The organism is Novosphingobium sp. SL115 (genome assembly GCF_026672515.1).
In the GTDB taxonomy this organism is placed as follows: domain Bacteria; phylum Pseudomonadota; class Alphaproteobacteria; order Sphingomonadales; family Sphingomonadaceae; genus Novosphingobium.
In genome coordinates, this window is the sequence record NZ_JAPPRG010000003.1 from 201,960 (window position 1) to 226,503 (window position 24,544).

24 protein-coding genes are annotated in these 24,544 nt (G+C 63.0%); 12 read left to right on the forward strand and 12 right to left on the reverse strand.

Annotation, left to right across the window (positions count from 1 at the left end; genetic code table 11):
* Positions 1-16: 16 nt before the first annotated feature.
* The 7 genes from OVA07_RS17175 to OVA07_RS17205 form a co-directional block, all read right to left on the reverse strand.
* Complete coding sequence (locus tag OVA07_RS17175; RefSeq protein WP_268172903.1) at positions 17-1,093, reverse strand: LLM class flavin-dependent oxidoreductase; 1,077 nt, start codon at positions 1,091-1,093, stop codon at positions 17-19.
* Positions 1,090-2,508, reverse strand: coding sequence for an MFS transporter (locus tag OVA07_RS17180; protein ID WP_268172904.1), 1,419 nt, complete (start codon positions 2,506-2,508; stop codon positions 1,090-1,092). The genes OVA07_RS17175 and OVA07_RS17180 overlap by 4 nt, the downstream gene beginning before the upstream one ends.
* A gap of 124 nt (positions 2,509-2,632) precedes the next feature.
* On the reverse strand, positions 2,633-3,859 hold the full coding sequence (locus tag OVA07_RS17185; RefSeq protein ID WP_268172905.1) for an FAD-dependent oxidoreductase: 1,227 nt from the start codon (positions 3,857-3,859) through the stop codon (positions 2,633-2,635).
* Between the two features lie 85 nt (positions 3,860-3,944).
* Positions 3,945-4,970 (reverse strand): alpha/beta fold hydrolase, encoded by a 1,026-nt coding sequence (locus OVA07_RS17190; protein WP_268172906.1) that lies wholly within the window; start codon positions 4,968-4,970, stop codon positions 3,945-3,947.
* Complete coding sequence (locus tag OVA07_RS17195) at positions 4,967-6,193, reverse strand: LLM class flavin-dependent oxidoreductase (protein WP_268172907.1); 1,227 nt, start codon at positions 6,191-6,193, stop codon at positions 4,967-4,969. Before OVA07_RS17195 ends, OVA07_RS17190 begins: the two co-directional genes overlap by 4 nt.
* Positions 6,190-7,053 carry an LLM class flavin-dependent oxidoreductase gene (locus OVA07_RS17200; RefSeq protein WP_268172908.1) on the reverse strand — a complete coding sequence of 288 codons (864 nt, stop codon included), beginning with the start codon at positions 7,051-7,053 and terminating at the stop codon, positions 6,190-6,192. The genes OVA07_RS17195 and OVA07_RS17200 overlap by 4 nt, the downstream gene beginning before the upstream one ends.
* Positions 7,050-8,363, reverse strand: coding sequence for a M24 family metallopeptidase (locus tag OVA07_RS17205; RefSeq protein WP_268172909.1), 1,314 nt, complete (start codon positions 8,361-8,363; stop codon positions 7,050-7,052). Before OVA07_RS17205 ends, OVA07_RS17200 begins: the two co-directional genes overlap by 4 nt.
* 107 nt (positions 8,364-8,470) lie before the next feature.
* Here OVA07_RS17205 and OVA07_RS17210 point away from each other — a divergent pair, with 107 nt between their 5' ends.
* The 8 genes from OVA07_RS17210 to OVA07_RS17245 all read left to right on the forward strand — a co-directional run bounded on the left by OVA07_RS17210 (position 8,471) and on the right by OVA07_RS17245 (position 16,440).
* Entirely contained in the window at positions 8,471-9,337 is an 867-nt protein-coding gene (locus OVA07_RS17210; protein WP_268172910.1) for an alpha/beta fold hydrolase, read from the forward strand.
* Positions 9,334-10,707, forward strand: a complete 1,374-nt coding sequence (locus tag OVA07_RS17215; protein WP_268172911.1) for an MFS transporter — start codon at positions 9,334-9,336, stop codon at positions 10,705-10,707. The genes OVA07_RS17210 and OVA07_RS17215 overlap by 4 nt, the downstream gene beginning before the upstream one ends.
* A gap of 176 nt (positions 10,708-10,883) precedes the next feature.
* A complete protein-coding gene (locus tag OVA07_RS17220) occupies positions 10,884-11,717 on the forward strand; it encodes an alpha/beta fold hydrolase (RefSeq protein WP_268172912.1) in 834 nt (277 codons plus the stop codon).
* On the forward strand, positions 11,686-12,702 hold the full coding sequence (locus tag OVA07_RS17225) for a phosphotransferase enzyme family protein (RefSeq protein WP_268172913.1): 1,017 nt from the start codon (positions 11,686-11,688) through the stop codon (positions 12,700-12,702). Before OVA07_RS17220 ends, OVA07_RS17225 begins: the two co-directional genes overlap by 32 nt.
* A 2-nt stretch (positions 12,703-12,704) precedes the next feature.
* A complete protein-coding gene (locus OVA07_RS17230) occupies positions 12,705-14,081 on the forward strand; it encodes an MFS transporter (RefSeq protein WP_268172914.1) in 1,377 nt (458 codons plus the stop codon).
* Positions 14,082-14,105: 24 nt separating this feature from the next.
* Complete coding sequence (locus tag OVA07_RS17235) at positions 14,106-15,098, forward strand: alpha/beta fold hydrolase (protein ID WP_268172915.1); 993 nt, start codon at positions 14,106-14,108, stop codon at positions 15,096-15,098.
* Positions 15,095-15,481, forward strand: a complete 387-nt coding sequence (locus OVA07_RS17240) for a hypothetical protein (protein ID WP_268172916.1) — start codon at positions 15,095-15,097, stop codon at positions 15,479-15,481. Before OVA07_RS17235 ends, OVA07_RS17240 begins: the two co-directional genes overlap by 4 nt.
* Positions 15,418-16,440, forward strand: a complete 1,023-nt coding sequence (locus OVA07_RS17245; protein WP_268172918.1) for an alpha/beta fold hydrolase — start codon at positions 15,418-15,420, stop codon at positions 16,438-16,440. Before OVA07_RS17240 ends, OVA07_RS17245 begins: the two co-directional genes overlap by 64 nt.
* A 133-nt stretch (positions 16,441-16,573) precedes the next feature.
* Here OVA07_RS17245 and OVA07_RS17250 read toward each other — a convergent pair whose 3' ends face one another.
* Together OVA07_RS17250 and OVA07_RS17255 are read right to left on the reverse strand one after the other, a co-directional pair.
* Positions 16,574-17,644 (reverse strand): LLM class flavin-dependent oxidoreductase, encoded by a 1,071-nt coding sequence (locus tag OVA07_RS17250; protein ID WP_268172919.1) that lies wholly within the window; start codon positions 17,642-17,644, stop codon positions 16,574-16,576.
* Between the two features lie 224 nt (positions 17,645-17,868).
* Positions 17,869-18,900 carry a DUF1838 family protein gene (locus OVA07_RS17255; RefSeq protein ID WP_268172920.1) on the reverse strand — a complete coding sequence of 344 codons (1,032 nt, stop codon included), beginning with the start codon at positions 18,898-18,900 and terminating at the stop codon, positions 17,869-17,871.
* Positions 18,901-19,154: 254 nt separating this feature from the next.
* Here OVA07_RS17255 and OVA07_RS17260 point away from each other — a divergent pair, with 254 nt between their 5' ends.
* Together OVA07_RS17260 and OVA07_RS17265 are read left to right on the forward strand one after the other, a co-directional pair.
* Positions 19,155-20,384, forward strand: coding sequence for a class I SAM-dependent methyltransferase (locus tag OVA07_RS17260; RefSeq protein WP_268172921.1), 1,230 nt, complete (start codon positions 19,155-19,157; stop codon positions 20,382-20,384).
* 28 nt (positions 20,385-20,412) lie between these two features.
* Positions 20,413-20,775, forward strand: coding sequence for a hypothetical protein (locus OVA07_RS17265; RefSeq protein WP_268172922.1), 363 nt, complete (start codon positions 20,413-20,415; stop codon positions 20,773-20,775).
* Between the two features lie 164 nt (positions 20,776-20,939).
* Here OVA07_RS17265 and OVA07_RS17270 read toward each other — a convergent pair whose 3' ends face one another.
* Genes OVA07_RS17270 through OVA07_RS17280 form a run of 3 tightly spaced genes read right to left on the reverse strand, consistent with a single transcriptional unit; the run spans position 20,940 to position 23,682 of the window.
* Entirely contained in the window at positions 20,940-21,845 is a 906-nt protein-coding gene (locus OVA07_RS17270) for an alpha/beta hydrolase (RefSeq protein WP_268172923.1), read from the reverse strand.
* Positions 21,842-22,237, reverse strand: a complete 396-nt coding sequence (locus OVA07_RS17275) for a c-type cytochrome (protein ID WP_268172924.1) — start codon at positions 22,235-22,237, stop codon at positions 21,842-21,844. Before OVA07_RS17275 ends, OVA07_RS17270 begins: the two co-directional genes overlap by 4 nt.
* A gap of 35 nt (positions 22,238-22,272) precedes the next feature.
* Positions 22,273-23,682 carry an MFS transporter gene (locus OVA07_RS17280; RefSeq protein ID WP_268172925.1) on the reverse strand — a complete coding sequence of 470 codons (1,410 nt, stop codon included), beginning with the start codon at positions 23,680-23,682 and terminating at the stop codon, positions 22,273-22,275.
* Between the two features lie 207 nt (positions 23,683-23,889).
* Here OVA07_RS17280 and OVA07_RS17285 point away from each other — a divergent pair, with 207 nt between their 5' ends.
* Entirely contained in the window at positions 23,890-24,168 is a 279-nt protein-coding gene (locus tag OVA07_RS17285) for a CopG family ribbon-helix-helix protein (RefSeq protein WP_268172926.1), read from the forward strand.
* Positions 24,169-24,194: 26 nt separating this feature from the next.
* A complete protein-coding gene (locus OVA07_RS17290) occupies positions 24,195-24,449 on the forward strand; it encodes a type II toxin-antitoxin system RelE/ParE family toxin (protein WP_268172927.1) in 255 nt (84 codons plus the stop codon).
* Positions 24,450-24,544: the final 95 nt, after the last annotated feature.

Genomic DNA, 24,544 nt, shown 5'->3' on the forward strand with positions numbered 1-24,544 from the left:
GGCACCATATGGCGGATCAAACCGCCAAGGCCCCATTCGCCAGCCGCCGCAGTTCCGGGCCAATCTCCGTCCCGATACGATGGGTGTCGGCCAGCCAGTCGAACCCGGTAATCAGGAAATTGTCGATCCCCGCCGCGCGATAGCGCAGCAGCGCCTGCACCAGCGTTGCGGGTGATCCCACCAGGCACATCACCTGAAGCCGCCCTTGCGTTGCCTTGATAAGCCCGGTCCACAGGCACGGATCAGCCGCCGCGTCATCGGCCTGCGCGGCGCTGGCGGTCACCGCTTCTGCCGCCTTGCCCAAGTCGCGGCCCAGCGCGCCGTGCGCCGCCTGCCGGGCGGTGATACCGCGCATCAGTTCATCCGCGCGTGCCCATGCCGCTTCATCGGTATCGGCCACGACCAGCCGCATCGACATTGACGTGCGCGGGTTGCGGCCATGCCTGGCCGCCTCGGCCCTGACACGCTCCACTTGCTGCGCAACCTGATCCACGCTGCCCGGCCCAAAGGCATAGACATCGGCCAGTGCCGCGCCAAACTCCAGCGCCAGCGGCGATGTGCCCGCCCAGAACACCGGCACACTGCCGGTCACCGGACGCACTTCGGACCCTGCGTTTTCAAAGCGATACCAGTCGCCCTCATGGTCGCACGGCACCTCGCCCGCCCAGACCCGGCGCATGATCTGCACATATTCGTTGCTGCGCCGGTATCGTTCGTCCTTGGTGTGGTAATCGCCGTCGCAGCGCGTTTCGATATCGGAAAACGCGGTGATGACGTGGACGCCTGCCCGCCCGCCCGAAAACTGGTCCAGCGTGGCAAAGGCGCGTGCGGCCATGGTCGGCGCGATAAAGCCGGGGCGGTGCGCCACCATCAGCTTCAGCCGCGTGGTCGCCGCCGCCACCCATGTTGCCGTCACCAGACTGTCGGCGGACTTCGCATTCTGCCCCACCAGCACCCGGTCATATCCCGCTGCTTCATAGGCGCGGGCAATTTCGCCAACAAACGACGGGTCATACGCCCCCGGCACCTCGCTCGCCTCGCTGGTGCGATAGGGTGATATCAGCCCGACGATTTCGATGTCATGGCGGCTCATGCGTTCACCTGCTGCAATTCGGCTGCTTCCACCGTGGCTGCATCCAGCCGGTAGAACGCCATGGTCACGATCGCGCCCACCATCGCCACGGCGGGGATGACCGACACGCACAGCAAAATGGCCAGCCGCGCGCTGTCGCTCTGCTGCGCCGCCATGCCGCTGGCCGATGGCGCATATCCCATCGCTGCCAGAAACGCCCCCATAACCGCCAGCGCGGCGGCAGACGAAAGCTTGTCGAACAGCGTGGTGAACCCGGCAAACGATCCTTCGCGCCGCTGCCCACTGGTCACGTAATCATAGCGCACGGCGTCGGACAGCAGCGAATAGGCACACAGGATCATCCCCGCACCCGAAAGCCCGCTCAGGCCCCCGCGCACCGCAATCAGCGTCATCGGCTCGCCCGGTCCGGCCAGCAGCCAGCTCAACTGCACCACTGCATAAATCGCCAGCGCGGTGATATAGGCCGATTTCTTGCCGATGCGGTTGGACAGCCACACCCATCCGGTCATGCTCACCAGCATCGCCACCGTCGCCAGCATAAAATAGGTGCCCAGCACCGTGTCCGCCTGCTCCAGCCCAACGCGGGTATAGAACGCCAGCGAGGCAGAGCCGATGGCCGTGCCGAACAGCAGGAACACATGCGCAATCGCCAGCGTGCGGAACGGCACGTTGCGCCACGCCAGCGCCACCTGCCGCAGCAATGCGCGCACGGGATTGACCCTTTCCACGCCCGTCTGGTCCGGTGCCTCCGTGCGCGGCGCACCTGCCAGCAACCGCACCGCCAGCAGCGTCGCCCCCAGCACCACCGCGCCCACGATCATCGCCACGCCCAGATGCCCGCCGCGCGTCGGCCCGGTCATGCTCAACACCCACGCCGGTAGAGTGGAGCCCAGCATCGTGCCAATCGCATTGCCATAGGTCCGCCACGCCATCAGCCGCGTGCGTTCACGCGGGTCGGACGAACTTTCCACCAGCATGGCAAAGCCGGGAATGGTCAGCAGGGTGTAACCCGTGGCGTGGATCACCAGCGCCAGCGTGACGAACAGTTGCGCCAGCAGGATCGATCCGAACGACGGCGCGCCAAACAACAGCGCCAGCCCCAGCGGCATGGCAATTCCGCCCGCGAACAGGAACGGCAGACGGCGGCCCCACGGCGTCTTTGCCCGGTCGCTCCACGCGCCCACCGCCGGGTCGGCAAACCCGTCATAGATCTTGACGAACGCAAAGATCGCGCCCGCCGCCCCTGCCGAAATCGCAAGGCTGTCGGTCATGAACCGCAGGCCCAGCACGGTGACAAGGTTCTGCCCCGCCGCATGGGCCAGCGGGATCATCAACGATCCGATGCGGATGGCCCAAAGGCCCGCGGCCTTGCCGCCGCCACTCGTTTCAATCGCTGTCGTTACTGGTTCCGACACGCTGTTCTCCCGGCGGTGCAAAGCGGCCCCACGCCGTTTGCACCTGATGCCGGGAAGGTGCCGCACGATTGGCGGCACAGCATGTCGTTCTACCCAGTCTCCGCCCATCGGAGACTGGCGCCCATCACTTGATAAGCGCAGCTTCGTTCAGGCTCTGGAACATCGCCTGCCGCATCAGATAGGCGCGGCGCTTTTCATCGTTGTCGCGGATGTCGGTCAGTTCCTTGCGCCGTGCCGTGTGGGCATCGTCGCGCTTGCCGCCGATCAGCGCCATATTCGCCTTGGTCTGCGTCTGGGTGAAGCTGTGCGTCACTTCGCGGCGCTGGCGGTCATACAACGCAAGGTTGGTTTCCAGATCCGCCTTGCCCTGAATTACCGGCATCAGCTTTTCAAACAGATTGAACGCATCGTGGATGCCCGAATTCATCCCGAACCCGCCCAGCGGATTGTTGAGATGCGACGCATCGCCCGCCAGCATCACGCGGCCTTCGCGGAACGATTTGGCCACGCGCTGATGAACGCGATAAAGCGTGCGATGGTGGGTCTTCACCTCAAAACCATCGCCCAGCAGACGCCCGAAAATGCCGTTCTTGTTGGCTTCTGACAGCAGATCGGCCTCGTCCACCGCGCCGTTCACCGGCACCAGCACGCGCCACACCGATGGCACGCGCAGTAGCACCAGCCATTCTTCCGGGTCGGAAACATAGTTCACCAGCGCCAGATTGGGCAGATGATCGGCCAGCTCCACATCGGTCGACAGCGTCAGGAACCGTTCGGGATACGTGAACCCGTCAAATTCGGTGCCCAGCCACTTGCGCACGATGGAATTGGCGCCATCGGCACCGATCAGGAAATCGGCGCGAATGCGTTCGATCCCCACCATCGTTTCCACCGACAGGTCCACGCCCTTGTCGTCCTGCGTGAACGTCAGCAAGCGGCTGTTGAAACGGATATCCGCGTTGGGATAGGCTTCCAGCCCTTCGGCCAGCGCACGCGAAAGGTGATACTGTTCGCACTGGATGCGGAACGGATATCGCGTCACGTCCGACAGCTCGGCCATGTCGAATTCGATCACTTCGCCCGATTGCCGGTCGCGCCAGTGATAGACCGGGGCCTTCAGCCCCTTGTCCAGCAGCATCTTGGTGATGCCGATTTCATCCAGCATTTCCAGCGTCGGCGGATGAAAGGTGGATGCGCGCAGATCCTGGGCACAATCCGCCCCGGCTTCCAGCACGATCACCGAAACGCCTGCCTTTGCCAGCAAGGTGGCAATGGTGGTGCCAACCGGCCCTGCACCTGCCACCACAACCTGGCAACGATCAACACCTGGCCCAGGTACGGTCTTGGTCAAAACGAAACTCCAATCTGATACCAGACCTGCCTATGGGCGGCCCGAAAGGATGGCTGCGTGCCAGCGCACATTATCCGCCAACCGGTCACACGCGCCCGCTGGGCGGTGAAACACGGTCAGCAACAGGTGCTTTCGGGACAGCAGCCTCTTGCCGCTCAAGCCACGACCGCAAATCGCGCGTGAATTTTTCCGGGTTTTCCCACATCGGGAAATGGCCCAGATCAGGATATTCGATCAGATCGACCTTGGTATTGGTGAACCGTTTGACCGATGCCTGCGCGCTTTGCGAAATCACATCGTCATACGAACACCACTGCAACAGCACCGGCACCCGCACGCTCTGCGCCACCGCGCCCACATCGCTGGTCTTGAACGCCTTTACGTTGGCCTGAATATATTCCGCCTGCCGCTGCAACGCGCCGGGCAGATTGTTCATGTCGTATATCTGGTCCACCATCCGGTCGGTCGGTTCAAACGCGGGCGGCGTGGTATCGTTCAGCATGATCCGCCAGAACGCCTTGGCCCGCCAATCGGGCAGCACCGCCTTGTGCGTCGCCAACATCCAGCGCAGTCGCCAGTCCACCTTGCGCGTCTGGCTTGGCCGTTCCAGCGGCAGCATCGAAAATGCCATCGCCGTCACATGCCCCGGATAGGCGCGGTTATATTCCAGCCCCACGTTCGATCCGTTGGACGTTGCCACCAGCGCAAACTTGTCATGCCCCAGCGCCCGCATCAGCCCATCCATAAGCTGCGCGGAACGTGGCGTGGAATAAACCCCGCTGGGATCAGGCCCGGTCAGGCCATAGGGCGACCAGTCGAATCGCACCACGCGATACTTGTCGGCCAGCAACGGGGCCACGCCGTCCCATTCGTGCAGGTTCACGATCGACCCGTGCAACAGCACCACGACAGGGCCATCCTTCGGCCCTTCCTCGCGCACATGCATCCGCACGCCGTCCACCATGACAAAGCGTGATGGCCCGTCTGCCCAACGCTTTTCAATCTCGGCCCGGTCGCTGGCCCCTGCGCCTGCGCGCAAAGCCACCAGCCCGCCACCCAGCGCCAGAACCGCAGCCCCGGCAAGGGTCAGCGCGATGCGCCGGATCTTCATGCCGCCTCGCGCACGCGGGCGCTAAGGCCCAGCGTTTCACGCAATGTCGTACCGGGATAGGCCGTGCGCAGCCGCCCGCGCTTCTGCAACACCGGCACCACCTGTTCGGCAAAGTCTTCAAGACCACCGGGCATATAGCTGGGCTGCAGAGTAAACCCGTCACACGCACCGCTATCGCGCCATTCGATCATCATCTGGGCCATCTGTTCGCCCGTGCCGATGAAAACATTGTGCCCGCGCGGATGGCGCATGAAATTGGCCGCAAATTCGCCCAAGGGCGTGCCCTTGTCCGCCGCTGGCTGAACCGACCGCGCAACGTCCGCAGGCGGCAGCGCGGTGCGCGCCAGAATGGCGTCCACCGGAATCGCGCCCGCCGGATCGAACTCGGCCAGATCGCAGCACAGCGATTCCGCCAGATATTCCATCGCCAGCGGAACATCGCCCAGATCAAGGATCGCGGCATGGTTGGCCCGCGCTTCTTCTTCCGTGCCGCCCAGCACGCACGAAAGCCCCGGCATCACCCGCACGCCATCGGGATTGCCACCCACGCCCGCAATGCGGTGGCGCATGTCGTTGCGGAAATCGATGCCCGCTTCGATGCTGGCCGCCGGACAGAAAATCGCTTCCGCCGTGCGCGCGGCGAAATCGCGGCCTTCGGGCGATTGCCCAGCCTGAACCAGCACCGGGCGGCCCTGCGGCAGCGCGGGGCCAGCCTTGTCCATCGCCTCCCACAGTTCACAAGCCTTGGCCACCACATCAATGGCATTGCGATAGCGCACATCCTTGGGCGGCAATGCCACTTCGCCAAAATTGGGCGCAGTGTCGGGGTGCGCGGTGGTCACGATGTTCCAGCCCGACCGGCCGCCGCTGATGCGGTCCATCGCGGCAAAGCGTTCGGCCAGCATTTCAGGCGTGTTGTATGTGGTGGAAACCGTGGCCACCAAACCAATGCGTTCGGTCACCGCTGCCATCGCCATCAGCAGGCTGACCGGATCAAGCGTTGGCATCGGCAGGTGCGCAGGGGTGCGCCCGCCTGCCCCGCGCGATTGCAACTGGTCGCCAAACACAATGGCGTCAAAGCACGCGGCCTCGGCCATTTTCGCCACGCGGGCATAATATTCCATGGCGAAAACGCCCTCTGGCCGCGCACGTTCATGCCGCCAGCCGGTGGGGAAAAAGCCGATGCCCTGCAAAAAGGCCCAAAGGTGAATTTGCTTGCTCATGCGATATACTCCGGCACGCGCGCGCCATCGGTTTGGGTGGATGCGGTGGCGGGCAGCGCAAGGCCCAGCCTTTCGCGCAAGGTTCCGCTGGCGGCAGGGGCATCGCCGGGACGATTGGCAAACAGCGCGCCGATTGTTTCAATCGCGGCGGGCAGCGCATCGGCGCTGTCCTCCAGCACGAAATGCACCCCATCGATCTCGCCAGCCGCAAAGGCCTGTTCCAGCGCGGCCACATCGACATCGCCTGCAATCTTCAGCAGACGCCTGGCCCCGCCAGCATCCGTGCCGGGCGCATCCACCAGCACAACATCGGCATCATCAAGTCCAATCGCATCGGCACCATCCAGCACCAGCACTGGCTGTCCCTGCGGCGGGCGCATGGCATTCACCGGCCCCGCCACCTTGAAGAACGGCCCTTCGTAATTGGGCTGTTTCACCATGTCCGAATGCAGATAATTGCCGCTGGCCTTGTCGATAATCAGGCAATCGCTGCCCCAGCCATCCCACAGCGCCCGCGCCGCACGCACCATGTCTTCGGCCACACCCGCCTCAGCGCCCTCGGCAATCACCGACCACCCGGTCAGCCCATCGCTGAGAAAATCCACCGCTGAAAGCGCGCGGGCCACATGGAACGGATGAGCGTTGGATGCGGGCACCGTGGCGACAATGCCCACCCGGCGCGTCAGCGGCGCGGCCCATGCGGCCAGCACTTGTGCATCAAACGGACATGCGCCCGCACGGCCCAGCACCAGCAGGTCAAGCCCCTCGGCCTCGGCAGCGGCAATCACGGGCGCGGCCTTGGCTGGCAACGCAAAGTAAGGATCGGCAACACTTGCCGACACAATAAAAGGTCTGGTCATACGACAATCACCGGTTCGTGTAAGGGATGGATCGGCTCAGCGCCGGATTCGGTAATCAGAACAAGGTCTTCGCAGTGCGCCGAACCACCGATTCCGGTGTCCAGCGTCGGGCAGTCGACCGACAGGATCATGCCCGTCTCCAGCGTGAAATCGGGCTTGCGCCAGAACCCGCCGTGGACTTCGCCCGGCTCGTCGGTATGCGCAAGGCCCACGCTGTGCGGGCCAAACCCGATCACCGCGTCAAACCCCGCCTTGCGCACCGCATCGGTGCCAATCTGTACGATTTCGGAAAAGCGCAGGCCCGGCTTCAACTTCTCGCGCACCGCCTGCCAGCCAAACGCGCTGGCCTCTGCCGCAAGGCGCGCAGGTCGCGTCGGCTCGCCCACAAACACGGTGCGCGCAAAATCGCCGTGATAGCCCATGAACTGGCTCACGCCGTCCAGCATCAGCGTCTGCCCATCGGCCACGGCCACCCGCGACGTGTCGGACGAAACGCGGTCAACATTCAGGAACACCGCCGTATTGCCGCGCGCCGCCGTTTCCTGCCGGAACAGGCACTGCAATTCATAATGCGTGGCCCCTGCACGAATCGCGTGGCCCACCGCATTCAGCGCATCGACATTGGCCCGCGCCGCCCGCGCCATCAGCGCATGTTCCAGCGGCGATTTCACCATGCGGATTTCGCGCAGGATATTGTCGGCCTGCACCATCGCGCCGGGGTGGTCGTGGTGGGTGGCGACCTGCGCGATCACCTGATGGTCAAAGCCGATCCGGCCCCGCCACAGGCCCATTTCGCGCATCGCTGCAACGATCGCACCGCCAGCGTCCTTTGCCATGCGGTTCGCGCCCGCCAACGTCGCCGAAATGTGCGCGCGATGCGCTTCAGGTGCGGTTAGGTGCTGTTCGGGTCGTTGCGGCAAAACCGGAGTTTCTGGAACAATTTCAATATCTTCGTCGCCGCAATCGCCCAATTCGTTGTAAAGCCATACGCCCACGTCATTCCGGCTGCGCCCGTCCGCCCACGAATAATGGTGCAGGAATCGGCTGGTCACCAGCCCCGACGCTTGCAGATTTTCCTTTGAAATCAGCGCAAAAGTCCCCGGCGGCTGCCCCGCCCGCGTCCGCCCGATCTGCGGCCAGTGCCCCAGCGCATGATAGACATTCACCGGATCGCCCAGAACCAGCCCATCCAGCCCGAAGCGATCCATAACATACTGGCAACGTTCGATATTGATCGGACCGCCCTGTTCGAGAGCGGCCAGCAAATCGGTATCGGTAGGGGAAGAACGCCAATCCATGCCCATCAGCATGATCCCGCCCGGCCCTCGCCAAACACCGCTCGCGCCACCTCTCCGCCAGACGGTTATTGCCCATGGGGGATTAGGGGCGGCCCGCAGGAAAGATACGCTGCCTCTCCATGACCCAGATCCCCCCCACCACCGCAATCGAACGCGCCTTCGTCAAACTCGATGAAGGCCAGCTTCACCTGCGCCGCCTGCCCGCCGCCGATCCTGCCGCAACCCCGCTGCTGCTGCTGCACGCATCGCCCGCATCGTCGTGGTTCATGCAGGATTTCATGCTGGCCCTGCGCGCGGCAGGATGTCTGGGCGAGATCATCGCGCCCGACACATTGGGCAATGGCGATTCGGTGGCTCCGGCAGAAAAAGACCCCGAAATCGGATACTTCGCGGGGTCCATGAACCGCATGTGCGCCGCGCTGGGGCTGGACAGGGTGGACGTTTACGGCACCCACACCGGCGCGCGCATCGCCTGCGAACTGGCCGCCGCATACCCTGACCGGGTGCGCGCGGTGATCCTTGATGGCATTACCGAATACGACGATGAACTGCGCGATGCGGTTATTGCCAACTATGCCCCGTCGGTAGAACCGGACGAATATGGCCGCCACCTGATCTGGGCGTTCAATTTCTGCCGCGATCAGGCGCTGTTCTTCCCGCACTTCATGAAAGTGCCTGACCGCCGCCTTGCCGTGCCCATGCCGCCGCCGCAGATCCTGCACCGCATCACGCTGGACGTGCTCAAAGCGCTGGATACCTATCACAAACCGTACATCGCGGCCTTCCGCTATCGCAGCTTTGAACGGATGGAACAGGTCAAGGCCCCCACCCTGCTGCTAAAGCCCGAAACCGAGCTGGCGCTGCTGAACGCATCGGTCGCCACCGCGCTGGAGCGGCTGGCAAACGGCCACGCGCTTTCCACCCCCGGCGATCCTGCGACCAAGGCCGCCGCCATCACCGCCTTCCTTGCGGAGAACGCAGCATGACCGCAACCAAATCGGACACCCGCCTTTCCATCGGCGTCTGCCTTGGCTTCAGCGTGGGCACGGTGGGCGTGTCGATCATGCTCAACACCGTGACCAGCTTCTACCCCGCGCTGATGTCGACCGTGCTTGGCCAGTCGCCCGAAATCGCCGGTTATCTGCTGATGATTTCCAAGCTGGCCGACGCCGTAATCGACGTGGTGGTGGGTTCGATGTCGGACAATGCCCGCACCCGCTGGGGACGGCGCAAGCCGTTCATGCTGGCAGGCGGCCTGCTGTCGGCGGCATCGTTCCTGATGCTGTTTGCCCCACCGGTCATGGGCCAGGGCGCGCTGATGGTGTGGATGGCGGCAGCGCTGCTGATCTATTCCACTGCCTATTCGTTGTTCAACGTGCCCTATATGGCGCTGCCTGCCGAATTGACCGACGGCTTCCACGAACGCACCCGGCTGATTTCCTTCCGCACCGTGTTCGTGTCCATCGGGCAGGTGCTGGCGATGGCCGCCACTGCGGCGCTGGTGCAAAGCGGCGGCGGCGGGCGCGAGGGTTTTGCCACGATGGGCCTTGTCATGGCGCTTGTCATCGGCGGGGCGATGACCGCCACGGCGCTTTCGGTGCCCGTGCGCCATGCCCCCGAAAGCATGAAGCGCGCAACGTCGCACATGCCCGACATGGCGCAATTGCGCGCCATCGTGGCCAACCGCCCGTTCATGATGCTGTTGGGCGCGAAGGTGTTCCAGTTCCTGTCGTTCGCGTCGGTCGCATCGACCATGCTGCTGTTCATGCTGAACGTCGTGGGTATCGGTTATGACGGCCAGATCGTGCTGTCGATGACGCAGAACCTTGTCACGGCGCTTGCCATGCCGCTGTGGGTGTGGACCGGCAAGCGCATCGGCAAGCGCCGCACCTATCTGGTTGGCGTGGTCCTGTTCAGCGCAGCGGCATTGAGCTGGCTGACGGCGGATTCATCGATCACCACGCTGGGCATTGTCTTGCGCGCGATCGTCAGCGGCCTCGGCTCTGGCGCGCTGATCCTGATGTCGATTTCGATGCTGGGCGACACGCAGGCCTATGACCGCCTGCTGACGGGGCAGGCCCGCGAAGGGTTGCTGTCGAGCGCGATTGCCGTGGTCGAAAAGGTCAGCTTTGCGCTGGGCGTGGCGGTGCTGGGCGTGTTCCTGCGCTGGCTGAATTATGTGCCCACCACAGGCGGCCAGATCATCGAACAGCCGGCCAGTGCAATTCTGGCGCTGAAGCTGGGCTTTGCGGTGATCCCGGCGGTGATGTTCACCATCAACGGCCTGTTCCTGTGGTTCTACGATCTGGACGAGGACAAGATGGAAGCGGCGCGTTTGAAAGCCACGGGGGGATAAGCCCTGCCCGTCCCCGTTCGTGTCGAGCGAAGTCGAGATACGCTCCCGCTGTAGTGCTCGACGCGAACGGATCTGTGTGAAGTTATAAGATATTCCAATACATCGCCCCATCACCGATGGGCGGACAATCGGCCCAAAACGGGCGCAACCATCAAACCCCGGATCATAGTGCGATCATGCCAAGCTATCCTTCCATCAGCCGCGCCTATACCCGCAGCCGTCACGGGCAGATGCATTACCGCGTGGCTGGCCCTGCTGATTCCGCCAAAGTGCCAGTCGTCCTGCTGCATCAGAACCCGTCTTCGGGATTTGAATACGAAGCCTTGATCGATGCCTTGGCGACCGATCGCCGTGTGTTTGCCTTCGATACGCCGGGTTACGGCATGTCGGACGCGCCGCCATCGCCACCGGGCATGGCCGGCTATGCCGCTGCGTTTTCCGATGCGCTGGACGCGCTGGACGCGGACGGCCTGCTGTCCGGTCCCATCGACATCTATGGCTTCCACACCGGAACGCTGTTGTGCAGCGAACTGGCGATTGCCCGACCCGACCGGGTGCGCCGCCTTGCGCTGACCGGCATTCCCATGTTCCCCGCCGATGTCGCGGCCAAAAAGCTGGATGAGGCGCTGACCTATCCCCAGCCTGAGGAAAGCGGCGAAAGCACGCTGACGTTGCTGGGCAACCTGTGGAATTACGTTGTCACCAGCCGCGATCCGGCGGTGCCGCTGCAAAAGGCGGTGTTCAATTTTGCCGACAAGGCGCGCGTGCTCGATCGCTTCACATGGGCCTATCAGGGTGTGTGGGCGTGGGACTTTTCGCGCCTTGGCCTTGTTTCCCAACCCGCGCTGTTGCTGCAATCTGCCGAAGACCTGCTTGAAGTGTCCAAGGCCGCTGCCGCGATGATGCCGGATTGTTCCATTGTCGAAATGCTCGATCTTGATCGCGACATTTTTGACGTAGCTCCTGAACGGATTGCCAATGAACTCCGCAGTTTCTTCGATCACGCCTGATCTGCCCATCGCGCAGGTTTCGCACTCGGTCCTTCACCCCGCATTTATCGCGCGCGAAGTTGCCCGTCGCTATCCGACCAAGGGCGAAATCACCTGCTTCCTGCTGTATCGCGGGATGAACGACGTTTATCTGGTGGAAGACGAAACCACCAAATATGCGCTGCGCGTGTGGCGCAAGACCTATCGCGACGTTGATGACGTTGCCTATGAACTGGACTTCCTCGCCTATCTTCAGGCGCAGGGTTATCCCGCTTCGGTGGCGGTGCCGCAGCACGATGGCCGTCTGTATTTCAAGGTGTCCTCGCCCGAAGGCGAACGGGCGCTGGCGATGTATGACTGGGCGCCGGGCGTGAAGTTTGGCGAACGCCTGTCCAACGAAACCGCGTTCCGCATTGGCGCGGCCATGGCGCAGATGCACCTGCACGGCTTTGCCTGGGCGGGCAAGGATCACGTCTTTTCGACGCAGACGGCCAAGGATTACAACATCTGCATGCCCGCGCTGGTGGCGTTTGTGAACGACCGGCCGGACGACTTGCGCGACTATCCGCTGATCGCTGCTGCGCTGGACGCCCGTCTTGATGAACTGGCCGCGAGCGGCGAAGTGCCGCTGGGCGTGTGCCACCGCGATTTCCACCCCAGCAACGTCCACGTTGCCGACGATGGCAGCATCACCTTCCTCGATTTCGACGCTGCGGGTGAAGATTTCCTGATGCAGGACGTGCAGAACTTTGTCTGGGGCAACCTGTTCTATGGGTTCGATCCGGCCATCGGCGATGCCTTCGAAGCAGGTTACGAAAGCGTGCGCCCGTTCACGCAAGCCGAAAAGGATAACCGCGAACTGTTCCTGATGGGCAAGGCGCTGCGTCTTGTCGCAGGCATGGCGGAAAGTTCGACCGCAGTGGGCCGGGGCACGTTGCGCTTCCGCAATCTTGACTGGCTGGGCGATTACATCAAGACGCGCGCCCGCGCCTGTGGCCTGATCTGACCGTGGCAACGCTTGCCGACGGCCTTTCATCCAAAACGCCCGCACCGCTGGCGCAAAAGGCGTGGCTGACCGTCGGCATCCTGTTCCTTGCCGGCATCCTTTCGGTGATCGACCGGTCGGCCATCAACCTGCTGGTCGATCCGCTGAAAGCCGACCTTGGCGTGACCGACGAACAGATCGGTCTGTTGCAGGGGCTGGCTTTTGGCCTGTTCTATGCCTGCATGGGCATCCCCATGGGCATGGCGGCAGACCGGTTTTCGCGCCGCAACCTGATCGCATTCGGCATTACGGTGTGGAGCCTTGCCACGATCTGGAGCGGCTTTGCCCGGTCGTTCGGGGAACTGTTCACCGCGCGCCTTCTAGTCGGCTTTGGCGAGGCGGCGTTAAGCCCGGCGGCCATATCGCTGATCGCGGACCTGTTCGTGCCTGCACGGCGCGGGCGGCCCATCGCCGTATTCATGACCGGACAAGGCCTTGCCAACGGCATCGCCATTTCGGTGACCGGGGTGATCCTGACCGCCGCTGCAGCCGGGGCCTTTGCCGGGCTGCCGCTGATCGGCGGGATTGCGGCGTGGCGGCTGGCGTTTCTGCTGTTCGGGTCTGCCGGGCTGATCGTGGCGGCAACGCTTTTGGTGCTGACGCGCGAACCAGTGCGCCAGAGCATCGTCACCGGCCCGCGGCGCGCGCCGGGGGCCGAAGAAGCGCGCTATTTCTGGCGCAACCGCGCGGTCTTGATGCCGCTCTATTTCGGGTTCGCGATCTGCTTTACCGTTGCCTATGGCGCGTCGGCGTGGGCGCCGACCATGCTGATGCGGGTCTATGGCGTGAATCCCGGATTTCTGGCGGCATGGCTTGGCCCGATGGCCATGGCGTTTTCGGCCATTGGCCCGCTGATCGGCGGCACGTTGCTGGACCGGTCGATGCGCGCGGGCAAACCCCTGGCGCGGATTTCCATCCTGACGGTCGGCCCGCTGTTTGCGATCCCGTCGGTTCTGGCGGTGATGGCCGGGGAAAAGCATCTGGCCGCACTGCTGGTGGCATCGTCGGCGGCAGTGTTCTCGGTCATCGGCACGGTCATGCTGGCCACGCTGCAATCGGTAGTGCCACCGCAGATGCGCGGCAGCGCGGTGTCGCTGACGCTGGTGTTGAACACATTGCTGGGCGCAGCGCTGGGACCAGTGCTGGTCGCCAGCCTGACGCAGCGCGTGCTGGGCGATGATACGCAAGTGGGCTGGGCGATTGTCATCGTATGCCTGCCCTGTCTTGTCATTGCCAGCGCGCTTTACGCGCTTGCCCGCCGCCGGATGCGCGCGGCGCTGGAACACGGTGGCGGGGAATGCGCCCGCCTGCTGGCCGCAGAGTCGAACGCTCGCGGCTGAACCAAACAAAGGGGAGTTGTGGACATGAAGTTTGTGCGAATGGTCGGCTTCATGGTGGCGGTTGCCCTGGGCCTTGCTGTGCTGATCCTGCTGACCATGCGGCTGGGCTGGTGGAACCCGTCTTATGACAGCGTGATGAAGGCGCAGGCCACCGCGCCGTCGACCTTTGAAACCTATGGCACGGCACGCATCCACATGCGCGACGAAGGGCCGCGTGACGGGCAGGTGATCGTGATGATGCATTCATCAATGACCAACTTGCGCGAATGGGATGTGTGGGCCGATGCGCTGAAGGACCGTTATCGCGTGATCCGGTTCGACTGGCCGCCCTATGGCCTGTCCACCGACAGCGCGCCGTCCACCGGGATGCCCGGCGTGGTCAAGCTGCTGGAACAGATTGTCGCAGCCAAAAAGATCGACAAGTTTGCTATTGTAGGCACGTCGAGCGGGGCGACCATTTCCACGCTCTATGCATCAGCCCACCCGGAAAAGGTTACCGCGCTGGCCCTGTCCACCCTGCCGCTGAAAGCCCCGCCTCCATCGGATTTCAGCAAGGTGATGTGGTCGATGGTATGGGTGCATGAAAATCTCGTGCCCAACTACTACCCGCGCTTCTACTATCGCCGCGCGCTGGGCGAACTGTATGGGCGGCCTGAACGGCTGACCGATGAAACCGTGGAATGGTATTACCAGACCAACAACCTGCCCGGCGGGTTTGATCGGGTGCGCCAGTATTATCAGGCCAACCTGAAGGCTGTATGGTCCAAGGGTGCGGGCGATGATGCGGCCAAGGTGACCGCACCGATCCTGCTGCAATGGGGTGATGCCGATCCTGTGCTGCCCGCCAATCTGGCGGATGAAGCAGTGAAGGAATTTTCGGGCACCAAGGTCGATCTGATCCACTACCCCGACCTTGGCCATTACCCGATGCTGGAACTGCCGCGGGAAACCGCCAAGGATCTGCGCGCATGGTTTGATCGCACGCTGGTTCCCGCAGCCCCGGCGGCCAAACCATGACCGCGCCCGATCTTTCAGGACCATGGGCGCTGCACGGCGCGACCATGGGGGCCGATGGCGAAGTGCTGTATGAATGGGACGCAGACCTTGCCATCAGCCAGACCGGCGATGCCATTGCCGTCGCCATCGAAACCAGCGGCTTCAAATCGTCCCGCTCGGTCAGCTTTGCCGAAAAGCTGACCCCCCTGCCATCGGGCGAATGGCACTTGCGCTATGGCTATGAAGCGGACGGCGACCATGTCGACACCAAACCGGGGCAGTTCTTCGGCCTGTCGCAACTGACATTCGCGCCCGACCTGCAAAGCGCGGAAGGATCATCATGCAATTACAATGGCCGCTACGTCGTGATCCGTCTGTCCGCTACGCGCAAGGTGGCCGCATGAAGGTGCGAGGGTTGATGGCCGTGCTGGCGCTGGGCATGGCGAGCGCAAGCACGGCACAGGCGCCCGATCCCGATTCCGTATTTCCCACCGATGCAGTGATGCGCCAGCGTTACGCGCTGCCCGGTTCGAAGTTCGCCACCATCGCGGGCGAGCCGTTGCATTACGTGGACGAAGGCAAAGGCCCCGCCATCCTGCTGCTGCACGGCTCCTATGCCAGCCTGCGCCAGTGGGATGATTGGGCGCGCGATCTTTCAAAACACTACCGCGTGATCCGCTATGACCAGTCACCCGCTGGCCTGTCTGGTCCCAGCCCGGTTCAGGACTATTCGCTGGACCATCGCATGGCGGTGATCGACGGATTGATGGACAAGCTGAAGATCGACCGCTTCGTCATTGTCGGCACGTCCAGCGCGGGCGTGCCCACCACCGCCTATGCCGCCACGCGCCCCGACCGGGTCATCGGCATGGTGGCCATCAACATCGCCATCGCGCGCTTTCCGTTTGATCTTTCGACCATGCCCAAGAGCTTGCAGGAAGCGGCGGCGGAAGACCGCACGCATCCCACCTTCCACCGGCCTAACTTCTGGCGGCAGATCCTGCTGGCCAATGTCGAAGACAAGACCCGCGTCACGCCTGAACTGGTGCAGCAGTGGACAGACCTGAACAATCGCGCCCTGCGCGACCCGGAAGTGGGCAAGGCGTCCTATGCGCAGATCACGCCCTTCTCGCGTTCGGCGGAAGACCTGCCGAAAATCACCGCGCCCACACTGATCCTGTGGGGCCGCGATGACCATGAAACTCCGCTCGACACCCACGGCATCCCCGCCTTTGCGGCATCCGGGGCCAAGGACAAGACGCTGGAACTGGTGCCCAACTGCGGCCACATGGTGCCGCTGGACTGCCCTGCCCGCGCGCTGGAACGCACGCTGCCGTTTTTGCAGCGGATAACGGGGCGGTAATCCCAAACCCTGCGCATAGAACTAATACGAAACAAATACTTACTCACGTGGCCCCAACTTGATCCGGGGCCACGTGGGCTGGGATGGGCGGCGCCGGGTTGAAAGGGCCGCCGCGGACGGCGGCCCTTTTGCGTCAGCTCTGCACATCCCGCTGCGCCACGGCAGCGCGCACCAGCGGGATCAGATCGCGACCGATACCGATCACGTCCTCTACCGGATCGAACCCGCGCAGGATGAACTTATTCACGCCTGCGTCGTAATAATCCATCAGTGCGTCGGCCACTTGTGCCGGGGTGCCGACCAGTGTGCCCGAATTGCTTTGCCCACCGCGCAACTGGTTGATGCCGTTCCAGAAGCACTTTTCCAGACGATCGCCCCGCGCGGCCAGTTCTGCCGTGCGCTTGAAGCCATCAGCCTTGGCCGCAGCGGTGTTGGTGTCCAGCTTGCCCATGTTGGCAGCCACGGCATCGCGGATCGCATCGGCGCGCGCCCATGCCGCTTCCTCGGTTTCACCCAGGATCACGCGCATCGAACACAGGAATGCCGGGTTGCGGCCAAAAGGTGCGGCCGCTTCGCGCACTTTGGCAACCACTTCGGTCATGCCTGCCACCGTGTCGGACAGGGTGGCGAAAGTGTCGCAATACTGGCCTGCCACTTCGAGCGCGGCAGGACTCATGCCCCCGAAATAGACCGGGACATCGCGGTTGACCGGCTTGATCGCGGCGAAACCGCCAGTGAAGCGGAACCACTTGCCATCGTGCGTGATCGGCTTTTCGCTGGTCCACATCGCGCGCAGGATTTCGATATATTCCTTGGCCCGGTCATAGCGTTCGACCTTGGTCAGGTAATCGCCATCAGCCTGCGTCTCTTCATCGCTGGCAGCGGTGATGATGTGGACGCCCAGCCGGCCAGGCATCAGCCGATCCAAGGTGGCCAGCATCCGCGCGGCCATGGTCGGCGGGATAAAGCCGGGACGATGCGCCAGCATCACGCCAAGGCGCGTGGTGTGGGCGGCAATGTGCGCGGCAATGGTGAAATTGTCGGGCATGATCGCGGCATTGGCGACCAGCACTTTGTCATATCCCCACGCATCGTGCAGCCGCGCCATGCGGGCAATGCCTTCGGGATCGAACGTCTCAAACGGAAGCGGTGCGATCTCGCTCGATATATTGTGGTTTATCAATCCGTTGATTTCTACAGGCATCAAAGCCTCCCATTTGCGTGTTTGGCCGAAGTCTATGCCTCCGCCGCCCTATCCGAAGCCGCGCCATGCCGCTGTCCGCCTGTCGGAGCCGGTCGGTAGCCCCGCCTTCATATCCGTTCATTGTGATCCGAAAGGCGAACGGGGATGAGGGGATATTTGCCATCCGCGCACGAAAAAGCCCGCCGGGATATGTCCCGGCGGGCCAATTCATTCAGGCGGGACCCTTACTGGCCGCCGCGCTGCAGCGCCTTGGGCGTGGCGGGCGGCTTGGGCGGGGACCAGCCTTCCGGCACCGGGGCCGGGGTCTGTTCACGGACATAGTTTTCAAGGCTCGACAGCGACGGACCGTAATCTTCGGTCGGTGCATGCAGCCACTTTTCGTCCATCGCGCGGGCTGCGGCCACCAGGTCGGCGGGCAGGCCCTTTTCCCCTTCGGGAATGGTCTGGAAGTGGGTGAAGTAGTTCACATGACCTTCGGCCTGACCCATCAGCATCCATGGCAGCCACGGCGTGATGCGGCTCCACGCGCCGATGTGCGGGATGTGGGTCAGCTTGGGGTTTTCCACGTCGGCGCGCTTGACGGTATAGATGAAGTGTTCCGAAACGCGGTTCATCGGACCAGACGATTCACGCACCCACTTATCGGGGGTCAGCGCGTTGGGATACTGCATGTCGATGTCGCTGCGCAGGATCATCGTGCCTTCGGGGCCGAATTCCCAGTCCTGAAGGAACGGTTTGCGCGGCGGCTTGTCCTTGTTCATGCCACCATACGACGGCGGTTCAGGGGCTAGCGCGCCAATGGTGAAGTTGAACGGGTCATTGGCGATTGGCACCACTTTCACCGTTTCGTTGGTGTAGGGGTTGTGCCAGGTCTTCAGCAGTTCACCGGTTTCCAAATCGCGATAGAACACGATTTCGCGCAGCATGCGGCGATAGGAACCGTCTTCCAGACGCTTGGTGCGCGTGAAGCTGAAACCTTCGACGCCGAACAGCGGACGCACCGGCTCATTCGGGCGCACGCCATAGGCCTTGCCCTTGAGCCAGCCGCACTTTTCCTTGGTCGGATCAATGTCGGCATCGATGCGGACATAGGTATCGCGGGTCCATTCAGGATCCTTGAAGTCGATCTTGGTCTTGAACGCAGGCGTCTGCTTGCTCGGCCCCTTGGCGGCCTTGGTTGCAGCATTCGCAACGCCCGGCGCAATCGCCAGCCCAGCGGCAAGCCCGGCCAGCCCAAGGCTGCCACGGCGGGTCATCTTCAAGTCATCCATACGTTTTAGCGTCCATTTGTGATGAAGTGCGAATGGTATCGATTCACGGTCTGATCGATTCACGGTGCAAACCTGTCGTCGGGCATTTTTCCGCTTTTCGCCAAGCCTTCGCAGTGTGATACATCGGCATGATCGCTGTGCGGATAGCAAGTCCGGCAGTCTTTGCCGAAAGGGGGGAGGAAAGCCAATAAACCGGGGCACACAGATATACTTGGTGCCTGCATAACCGGAGTCGTTCGATGCTTAACACTTTCCAGCAGTCTGACCATCCGGTCCTTCCCAAAGCGAGCGCTGATGAAGCGTCGCGGCAGGAATTTGCCAAAAGCTTCAAGGGCTTCATTCAGTCCACCTTGCTGCCTGGCCTGACCCCGATCTATCAATCGCGCGTCGCCCGCAAGTTTGAACGCGAAAATGGCCGCGCCCCTGCCGACCGCCGCGACATTCGCGCAGGCATGGTCCATGACATTTATTTCCAGCACTATGCCAGCGCCAACCGTGTGGCGCAGGAACTGCTGTGGGAATCGGTTGCATCGTCGGTGGACCGCCAGTTGCCCGAACTGAACGCAAAGGCGGCTGAACTGTCCGCCACGTCAAAGGCCGCGCTCGACATTCCCGAAGGCTTCTTGCCCCCGCGCTATGTCACCGCGCTGGACATTCACTGCATGCCCGGCGGCTATTGCAGCGAAGTTTGCGACAACGATGTTTCGGTGGGCGCGCTCTATGATCGCGGCGTCTATCTGTATTCCATGGGCTATACCGGCCCGAACAACGATGACATGGGCCGCTCGGTGGTGAACTACCTCAAGCGCCACATGCCCGATTTCAACCCGCGCCGCATTCTGGACATGGGCTGCACGGTGGGCCATTCCACCCTGCCCTACAAGGAACTGTTCCCCGATGCCGAAGTGTGGGGCATCGACGTTGGCGGGCCTTGCGTACGTTATGCCCATGCCCGCGCCGCCGGGATGGGGTTGGACGTCAACTTCGCACAGATGAGCGCTGAGGAAACCTCCTTCCCCGACGATCACTTCGATCTGGTCGTCAGCCACATCCTGCTGCACGAAACCAGCGGCAAAGCCATGCCGCGCGTGTTCAACGAAGCGCATCGCGTGCTGGCACCGGGCGGTCTGATGATCCACGCCGATCTTCCGCCGTTTGACCTGATGGACCCGTTCACCCAGTTCATTCTCGACAATGAAACCTGGTACAACAACGAACCGTTCTGGGGTGCAATGCGCGACATGGACCAGATCACCCTTGCCGAGAACGCCGGGTTCGATCGCGCAGGCGTGCGTTTCGATACCGCGCCGATGGCGGTGATGGAATTTGCCGCTGCTGCCGAAGGGTACAGCCAGGAAGCCAGCGAACACGTGGCCGAGCGCGAATTTACGGCGGGCGAATTTGCCCCCGGCGGCGGCTGGGAAGTGCTGATCGCCCGCAAGGCCGATGCCGCCGCGCTTGCCGCCTGATCTCCCGACAAAGAAAAGATATTCCAGCATGACCGAAGCTGAAACCCGCCCCCACGTCATCCGTTATGCCAAGGGCAAGCGTCCGCAATTTTACGACACGCCCGGCATGGATGCAGCCATGTCGATGATCATGGTATTGGCCAGCGAAGTTGCCGTGATGCGCGACCGTCTGGACAGCGCAGAGCGCGTGGCCAAGGCCAGCGGGCTTGATCTGGCCGCCGGCATCGAAACGCTGGTGCTGGATCAGGATGCGCTGGAAGAACGCGAAGCGCGCCGTCAGGACTTCATGACACGCCTGTTCCACGTCCAGCTCAAAGACGCAGACGAAGCCGCACAGGCCCAGACCGACGATCAGTTCAAGGCGACAATCCACGAGATCGCCCAGCAGTAAGTTAAGGCGGAAACGGCTAGATCCGCTTTGCGAAGGGTTCCGCCCCGCGCTGGCAGCTATGAGGGGCTGCCGACGCGGGGCGGTCCTTCAATAAGGAAAGGGCGGCAGGAGATAATCCCGCCGCCCTTTTGCTTTTCCACGAACCTGTCCGCGAAATTGGCGTGTTACTTGCGCTGCAATCGCGCCGGAAATGCGTCCGTCACGCGCGCGTCCAGCGCCTTGCGTGCCGCCGCATCGCCCGCACCAAACCCGGCAAGGAACAGCCCGACATAGCGGTTGGCGAGGTCGATCTGCGCCAGTTGCGGCGGGCCGGGACGTGTCAGATCGCAGATGGTGCCGCCAAAGTAATGGTCCACCCCGTCCAGCACCAGACCATAACGATTGCCGCCTGCCGCCGCTGCGGTGAACGGCACCAGATGTCCGGTCCAGCCATCACCCGAAAGCCCGCCCGGCAGCACATCGCGCGTGCCCGTCTGGATCAGCGCGGGCACGGCCAGCGCGCCATATCCCGCTTCTGTCACCAGTACCGGCACCGGCGCAGGCGGCGAAAAGGCGATGACCGCCTGCGCCAGCCTTGGCACCAGCGGCAGGGCCATACCTTCAGGCGGAACGGCTTGCGCCCCGCCCAGCGTCAGCGCCACCAGCCCGCCATAGGAATGCCCTGCGGCGATGAAGGGCTTGCCCTCCAGCTCTGCAATCAGCAGGCGCATATCCTCGATCCGGGTTTTCCAGCTTGCCAGACCCGGAAACCGCGCGGTGTCGGGGTGTTCGCGTGAATCCACATGCAGCGGCGCAACCACACGCCACCCGGCATCCACCCATGGCAGCACGATCAGATCATAATGCCACGGCGCAGACCCGGCCCCATGCGAAAACAGGATGGTACCGCGCGGCTTGCCCGCAGGCTTCCATTCGGTCACCCGCACAACCCGGCCATCGCCTGTGCGCAACTGGCGCGAGGCAGATTTTACCACTGCCCCCAGCACCGGCGTGGCCGCCACAAGAGCAGCCATCGCCCCGGCCCCCGCCATCAGCCCACGGCGTGAAACGGCACGCACCTGAACGCTCAAGGAACCGGCTTCTTCAGATAGGCGATCACCGCCTTGCGATCCGCCGCATTGGGCAGGCCTGCGAACACCATCGATGTGCCCGGCACCACGCTGGCAGGCCGCGTCAGCCACTTGTCGAGCGTCGCCTCGTCCCACTTCACAGCAGTCGCCTTGGTCATCGCGGCGGAATAGCGGAAGCCCTTGGCCATGCCCGCCTTGCGCCCGACCACGCCTGCAAGGTTCGGTCCCACCTTGTTCGGCGCGCCTGGCGTAACCGCGTGGCAGGCCATGCAGCGCAGGAACACGCGCTTGCCGGCCACAGCATCACCCGCCGCCGGAGCCGCCGCAGCGCTGCCCGCCATCAGGCCCACGCCAGCCAAGGCCAGCACCATGGAAATCGCGCGCTTCTTCATATCGTTACCCTTAAAATTCAAAGGAACAGTCAGCTTCACGCCCGGTCCAGCCGGTAGCGCGAAAAGATCATCAGGCTGAGAATCTGGGTGGCCACCGGAATCAGGCTGTAAAGCAGCACGATGCCGTGAATCGCCTCAGGCGTCTGTTCCACCGCCCCGCCAGTGGACGAAACAAAGCCGAACGCGCTCATCACCAGACCCGCCAGCACCGGCCCAAGCGCGAACGAAAGCTTTTCCACTGCCGAGAACAGGCCCGCAAACACACCTTCGTTGGCCACGCCAACACGGCGGCGCTGATAATCGATGGTATCGGTCAGCATCGACAGCGACAGCATGACGAACGCCGAATTGACCACGCCAATCAGCCCGCCGCGCACCAGCACCAGCACATGCTGCGTGCCCAGCGCGCCAACGCCCGGCAGCGTCACCAGCACGTCATCAGCCGGATGGATGAAATACCACGTCGCCGTCACAAATGCCCACACGGTCGACGCCACCACATAGGCGCGTTCCTTGCCCCACTTGCGCGAAAGGTGCAGCCACATCGGCTGTGCCGCAATGCCGCAAATCGCCATGACAAGGATGAACACCGGCACGATCCACACGGCCTTCAGCGCGTAAAGATAGATGAAGCCGATCACGGTATAGCCCGCCGCCTGCCCCACGGTCTGCATCAGGCACGCCGCCAGCAGCACCAGATAGGGCTTGTTCTGCCGGATCGCGCCCAACTGGCTGAGCAGGCTGCCCGGCACACCCGCATCCACGATCATCGGCACGCGAGCAAGGCCCAGCGCGGTGACCAGCATGGTGGCCATCGACGCAAGGCCCAGCACCCACGCCATCACCGTCCAGCCAAAGTCGCCACCGCCAAGGCCATAGACCAGCGGTTGCGCCACGCCCACGCCCACCAGCACGCCCAGCGTCGAAAACACCATGCGGAACACCATGATCCGGGTACGTTCGTGCGCGTCGTGCGAAAGCGCAGCGGCAATCGCCAGATAGGGCACCGAGAACATCGAAAACGCGGTGGAGGCGAGGAAGAACAGGAAGCAGGTGATCCCCGCAGACAGCAATGGGCTGCTGCTTTTTGTCAGCGTGAACAGAGCGATAAAGCCAAAACCGGTCAGCACAGCGCCCGCCACCAGAAACGGCGCGCGGCCATATTTGCCCCGCAGACGGTCAGACCATGCCCCCACCAGCGGGTCGCACACGATCAGCCACAGCTTGGGCACCAGCACGACCAGCCCGGCCAGCCATGCCTGCACGCCCAGCATCGTTGTCAGGAACAGCGGCAACAGCACTGCGGGCGTATCGCGAAACACCTGTGCGCCCAATTGCCCCACGCCATAGCGCAGCAGAACCGACGTTCCGATGGGCGCGTTATGGTCAACCTCAGCAGCAGGTGTGCCAGATGGGATGCCAGGAGGGATGGAAGTTGCCGTCATCGCTGAATTTCACCCCGGTCATGCTTGTTATCGTGGCACTTTGGCTGGAATCAACAGGCCACAGCCCGCCAGCTTCCACCTTCATGCCAAGCACACCGGCGATAGCCGAAGCAATGCGCCAAATATCCACCTGCCGGAATTGGACATTGCAGCTTGGGTAGTGTAAAGTATCTTCAGGTATTACCTTTTAGCGTGGAGGTCGTCGCCATGGCATCGGCAACATCAATCAAGCTGGACGATGACCTGAAAGGACGCATTCAGCATCTGGCCGAAACTCGGCGCCGCAGCTCTCACTGGATCATGCGCGAAGCCATTGCGCAATATGTCGACCGTGAGGAAAAGCGCGAAGCGCTGCGACAGGACACGCTGAAAGCATGGGAAGAGTTTCAGACGACTGGGCTGCACGTCACGGCAGATGAGGTTGAAAAGTGGCTGGCAAGCTGGGGAACGGATAACGAGCTGCCCGCACCACAATGCCACAAATAGTTTTTGCCCCGGCAGCCATCCGGGACATGCAACGCCTACGCGATTTCCTGCAACCCAAGAACGCCGACGCCGCCCGACGTGCTGGCGAGGCCATCCGGCAGGGGATAAAGGGACTGGGCGCGTATCCGCGCATGGGTCGCTTGATAGAAGACCTGCCCGACCACTACCGGGAATGGCCAATCGACTTCGGCGACAGCGGCTATATCGCACGATACCGCGTAGATGACGACACCGTCACGGTTCTGGCAATTCGCCACCTGAAAGAAGCCGGATACAAATAGGTTGGGCACCCGTTCTGCCTGATCGCCGAACCCTGCCGCTGCCCGATCACACCCTCTCCGACACTTCTTCCCCAAACACCTCCTTCAAGTCCGGG

What these genes read in the sequence shown, in the direction of transcription:
- OVA07_RS17175 (WP_268172903.1), bottom strand. Translation starts at nt 1,093, where the DNA reads ATGAGCCGCCATGACATCGAAATCGTCGGGCTGATATCACCCTATCGC.
- OVA07_RS17190 (WP_268172906.1), bottom strand. Translation starts at nt 4,970, where the DNA reads ATGAAGATCCGGCGCATCGCGCTGACCCTTGCCGGGGCTGCGGTTCTG.
- OVA07_RS17195 (WP_268172907.1), bottom strand. Translation starts at nt 6,193, where the DNA reads ATGAGCAAGCAAATTCACCTTTGGGCCTTTTTGCAGGGCATCGGCTTT.
- OVA07_RS17200 (WP_268172908.1), bottom strand. Translation starts at nt 7,053, where the DNA reads ATGACCAGACCTTTTATTGTGTCGGCAAGTGTTGCCGATCCTTACTTT.
- OVA07_RS17205 (WP_268172909.1), bottom strand. Translation starts at nt 8,363, where the DNA reads ATGCTGATGGGCATGGATTGGCGTTCTTCCCCTACCGATACCGATTTG.
- OVA07_RS17210 (WP_268172910.1), top strand. Translation starts at nt 8,471, where the DNA reads ATGACCCAGATCCCCCCCACCACCGCAATCGAACGCGCCTTCGTCAAA.
- OVA07_RS17215 (WP_268172911.1), top strand. Translation starts at nt 9,334, where the DNA reads ATGACCGCAACCAAATCGGACACCCGCCTTTCCATCGGCGTCTGCCTT.
- OVA07_RS17220 (WP_268172912.1), top strand. Translation starts at nt 10,884, where the DNA reads ATGCCAAGCTATCCTTCCATCAGCCGCGCCTATACCCGCAGCCGTCAC.
- OVA07_RS17225 (WP_268172913.1), top strand. Translation starts at nt 11,686, where the DNA reads ATGAACTCCGCAGTTTCTTCGATCACGCCTGATCTGCCCATCGCGCAG.
- OVA07_RS17235 (WP_268172915.1), top strand. Translation starts at nt 14,106, where the DNA reads ATGAAGTTTGTGCGAATGGTCGGCTTCATGGTGGCGGTTGCCCTGGGC.
- OVA07_RS17240 (WP_268172916.1), top strand. Translation starts at nt 15,095, where the DNA reads ATGACCGCGCCCGATCTTTCAGGACCATGGGCGCTGCACGGCGCGACC.
- OVA07_RS17245 (WP_268172918.1), top strand. Translation starts at nt 15,418, where the DNA reads ATGCAATTACAATGGCCGCTACGTCGTGATCCGTCTGTCCGCTACGCG.
- OVA07_RS17250 (WP_268172919.1), bottom strand. Translation starts at nt 17,644, where the DNA reads ATGCCTGTAGAAATCAACGGATTGATAAACCACAATATATCGAGCGAG.
- OVA07_RS17255 (WP_268172920.1), bottom strand. Translation starts at nt 18,900, where the DNA reads ATGACCCGCCGTGGCAGCCTTGGGCTGGCCGGGCTTGCCGCTGGGCTG.
- OVA07_RS17260 (WP_268172921.1), top strand. Translation starts at nt 19,155, where the DNA reads ATGCTTAACACTTTCCAGCAGTCTGACCATCCGGTCCTTCCCAAAGCG.
- OVA07_RS17265 (WP_268172922.1), top strand. Translation starts at nt 20,413, where the DNA reads ATGACCGAAGCTGAAACCCGCCCCCACGTCATCCGTTATGCCAAGGGC.
- OVA07_RS17275 (WP_268172924.1), bottom strand. Translation starts at nt 22,237, where the DNA reads ATGAAGAAGCGCGCGATTTCCATGGTGCTGGCCTTGGCTGGCGTGGGC.
- OVA07_RS17280 (WP_268172925.1), bottom strand. Translation starts at nt 23,682, where the DNA reads ATGACGGCAACTTCCATCCCTCCTGGCATCCCATCTGGCACACCTGCT.
- OVA07_RS17285 (WP_268172926.1), top strand. Translation starts at nt 23,890, where the DNA reads ATGGCATCGGCAACATCAATCAAGCTGGACGATGACCTGAAAGGACGC.
- OVA07_RS17290 (WP_268172927.1), top strand. Translation starts at nt 24,195, where the DNA reads ATGCAACGCCTACGCGATTTCCTGCAACCCAAGAACGCCGACGCCGCC.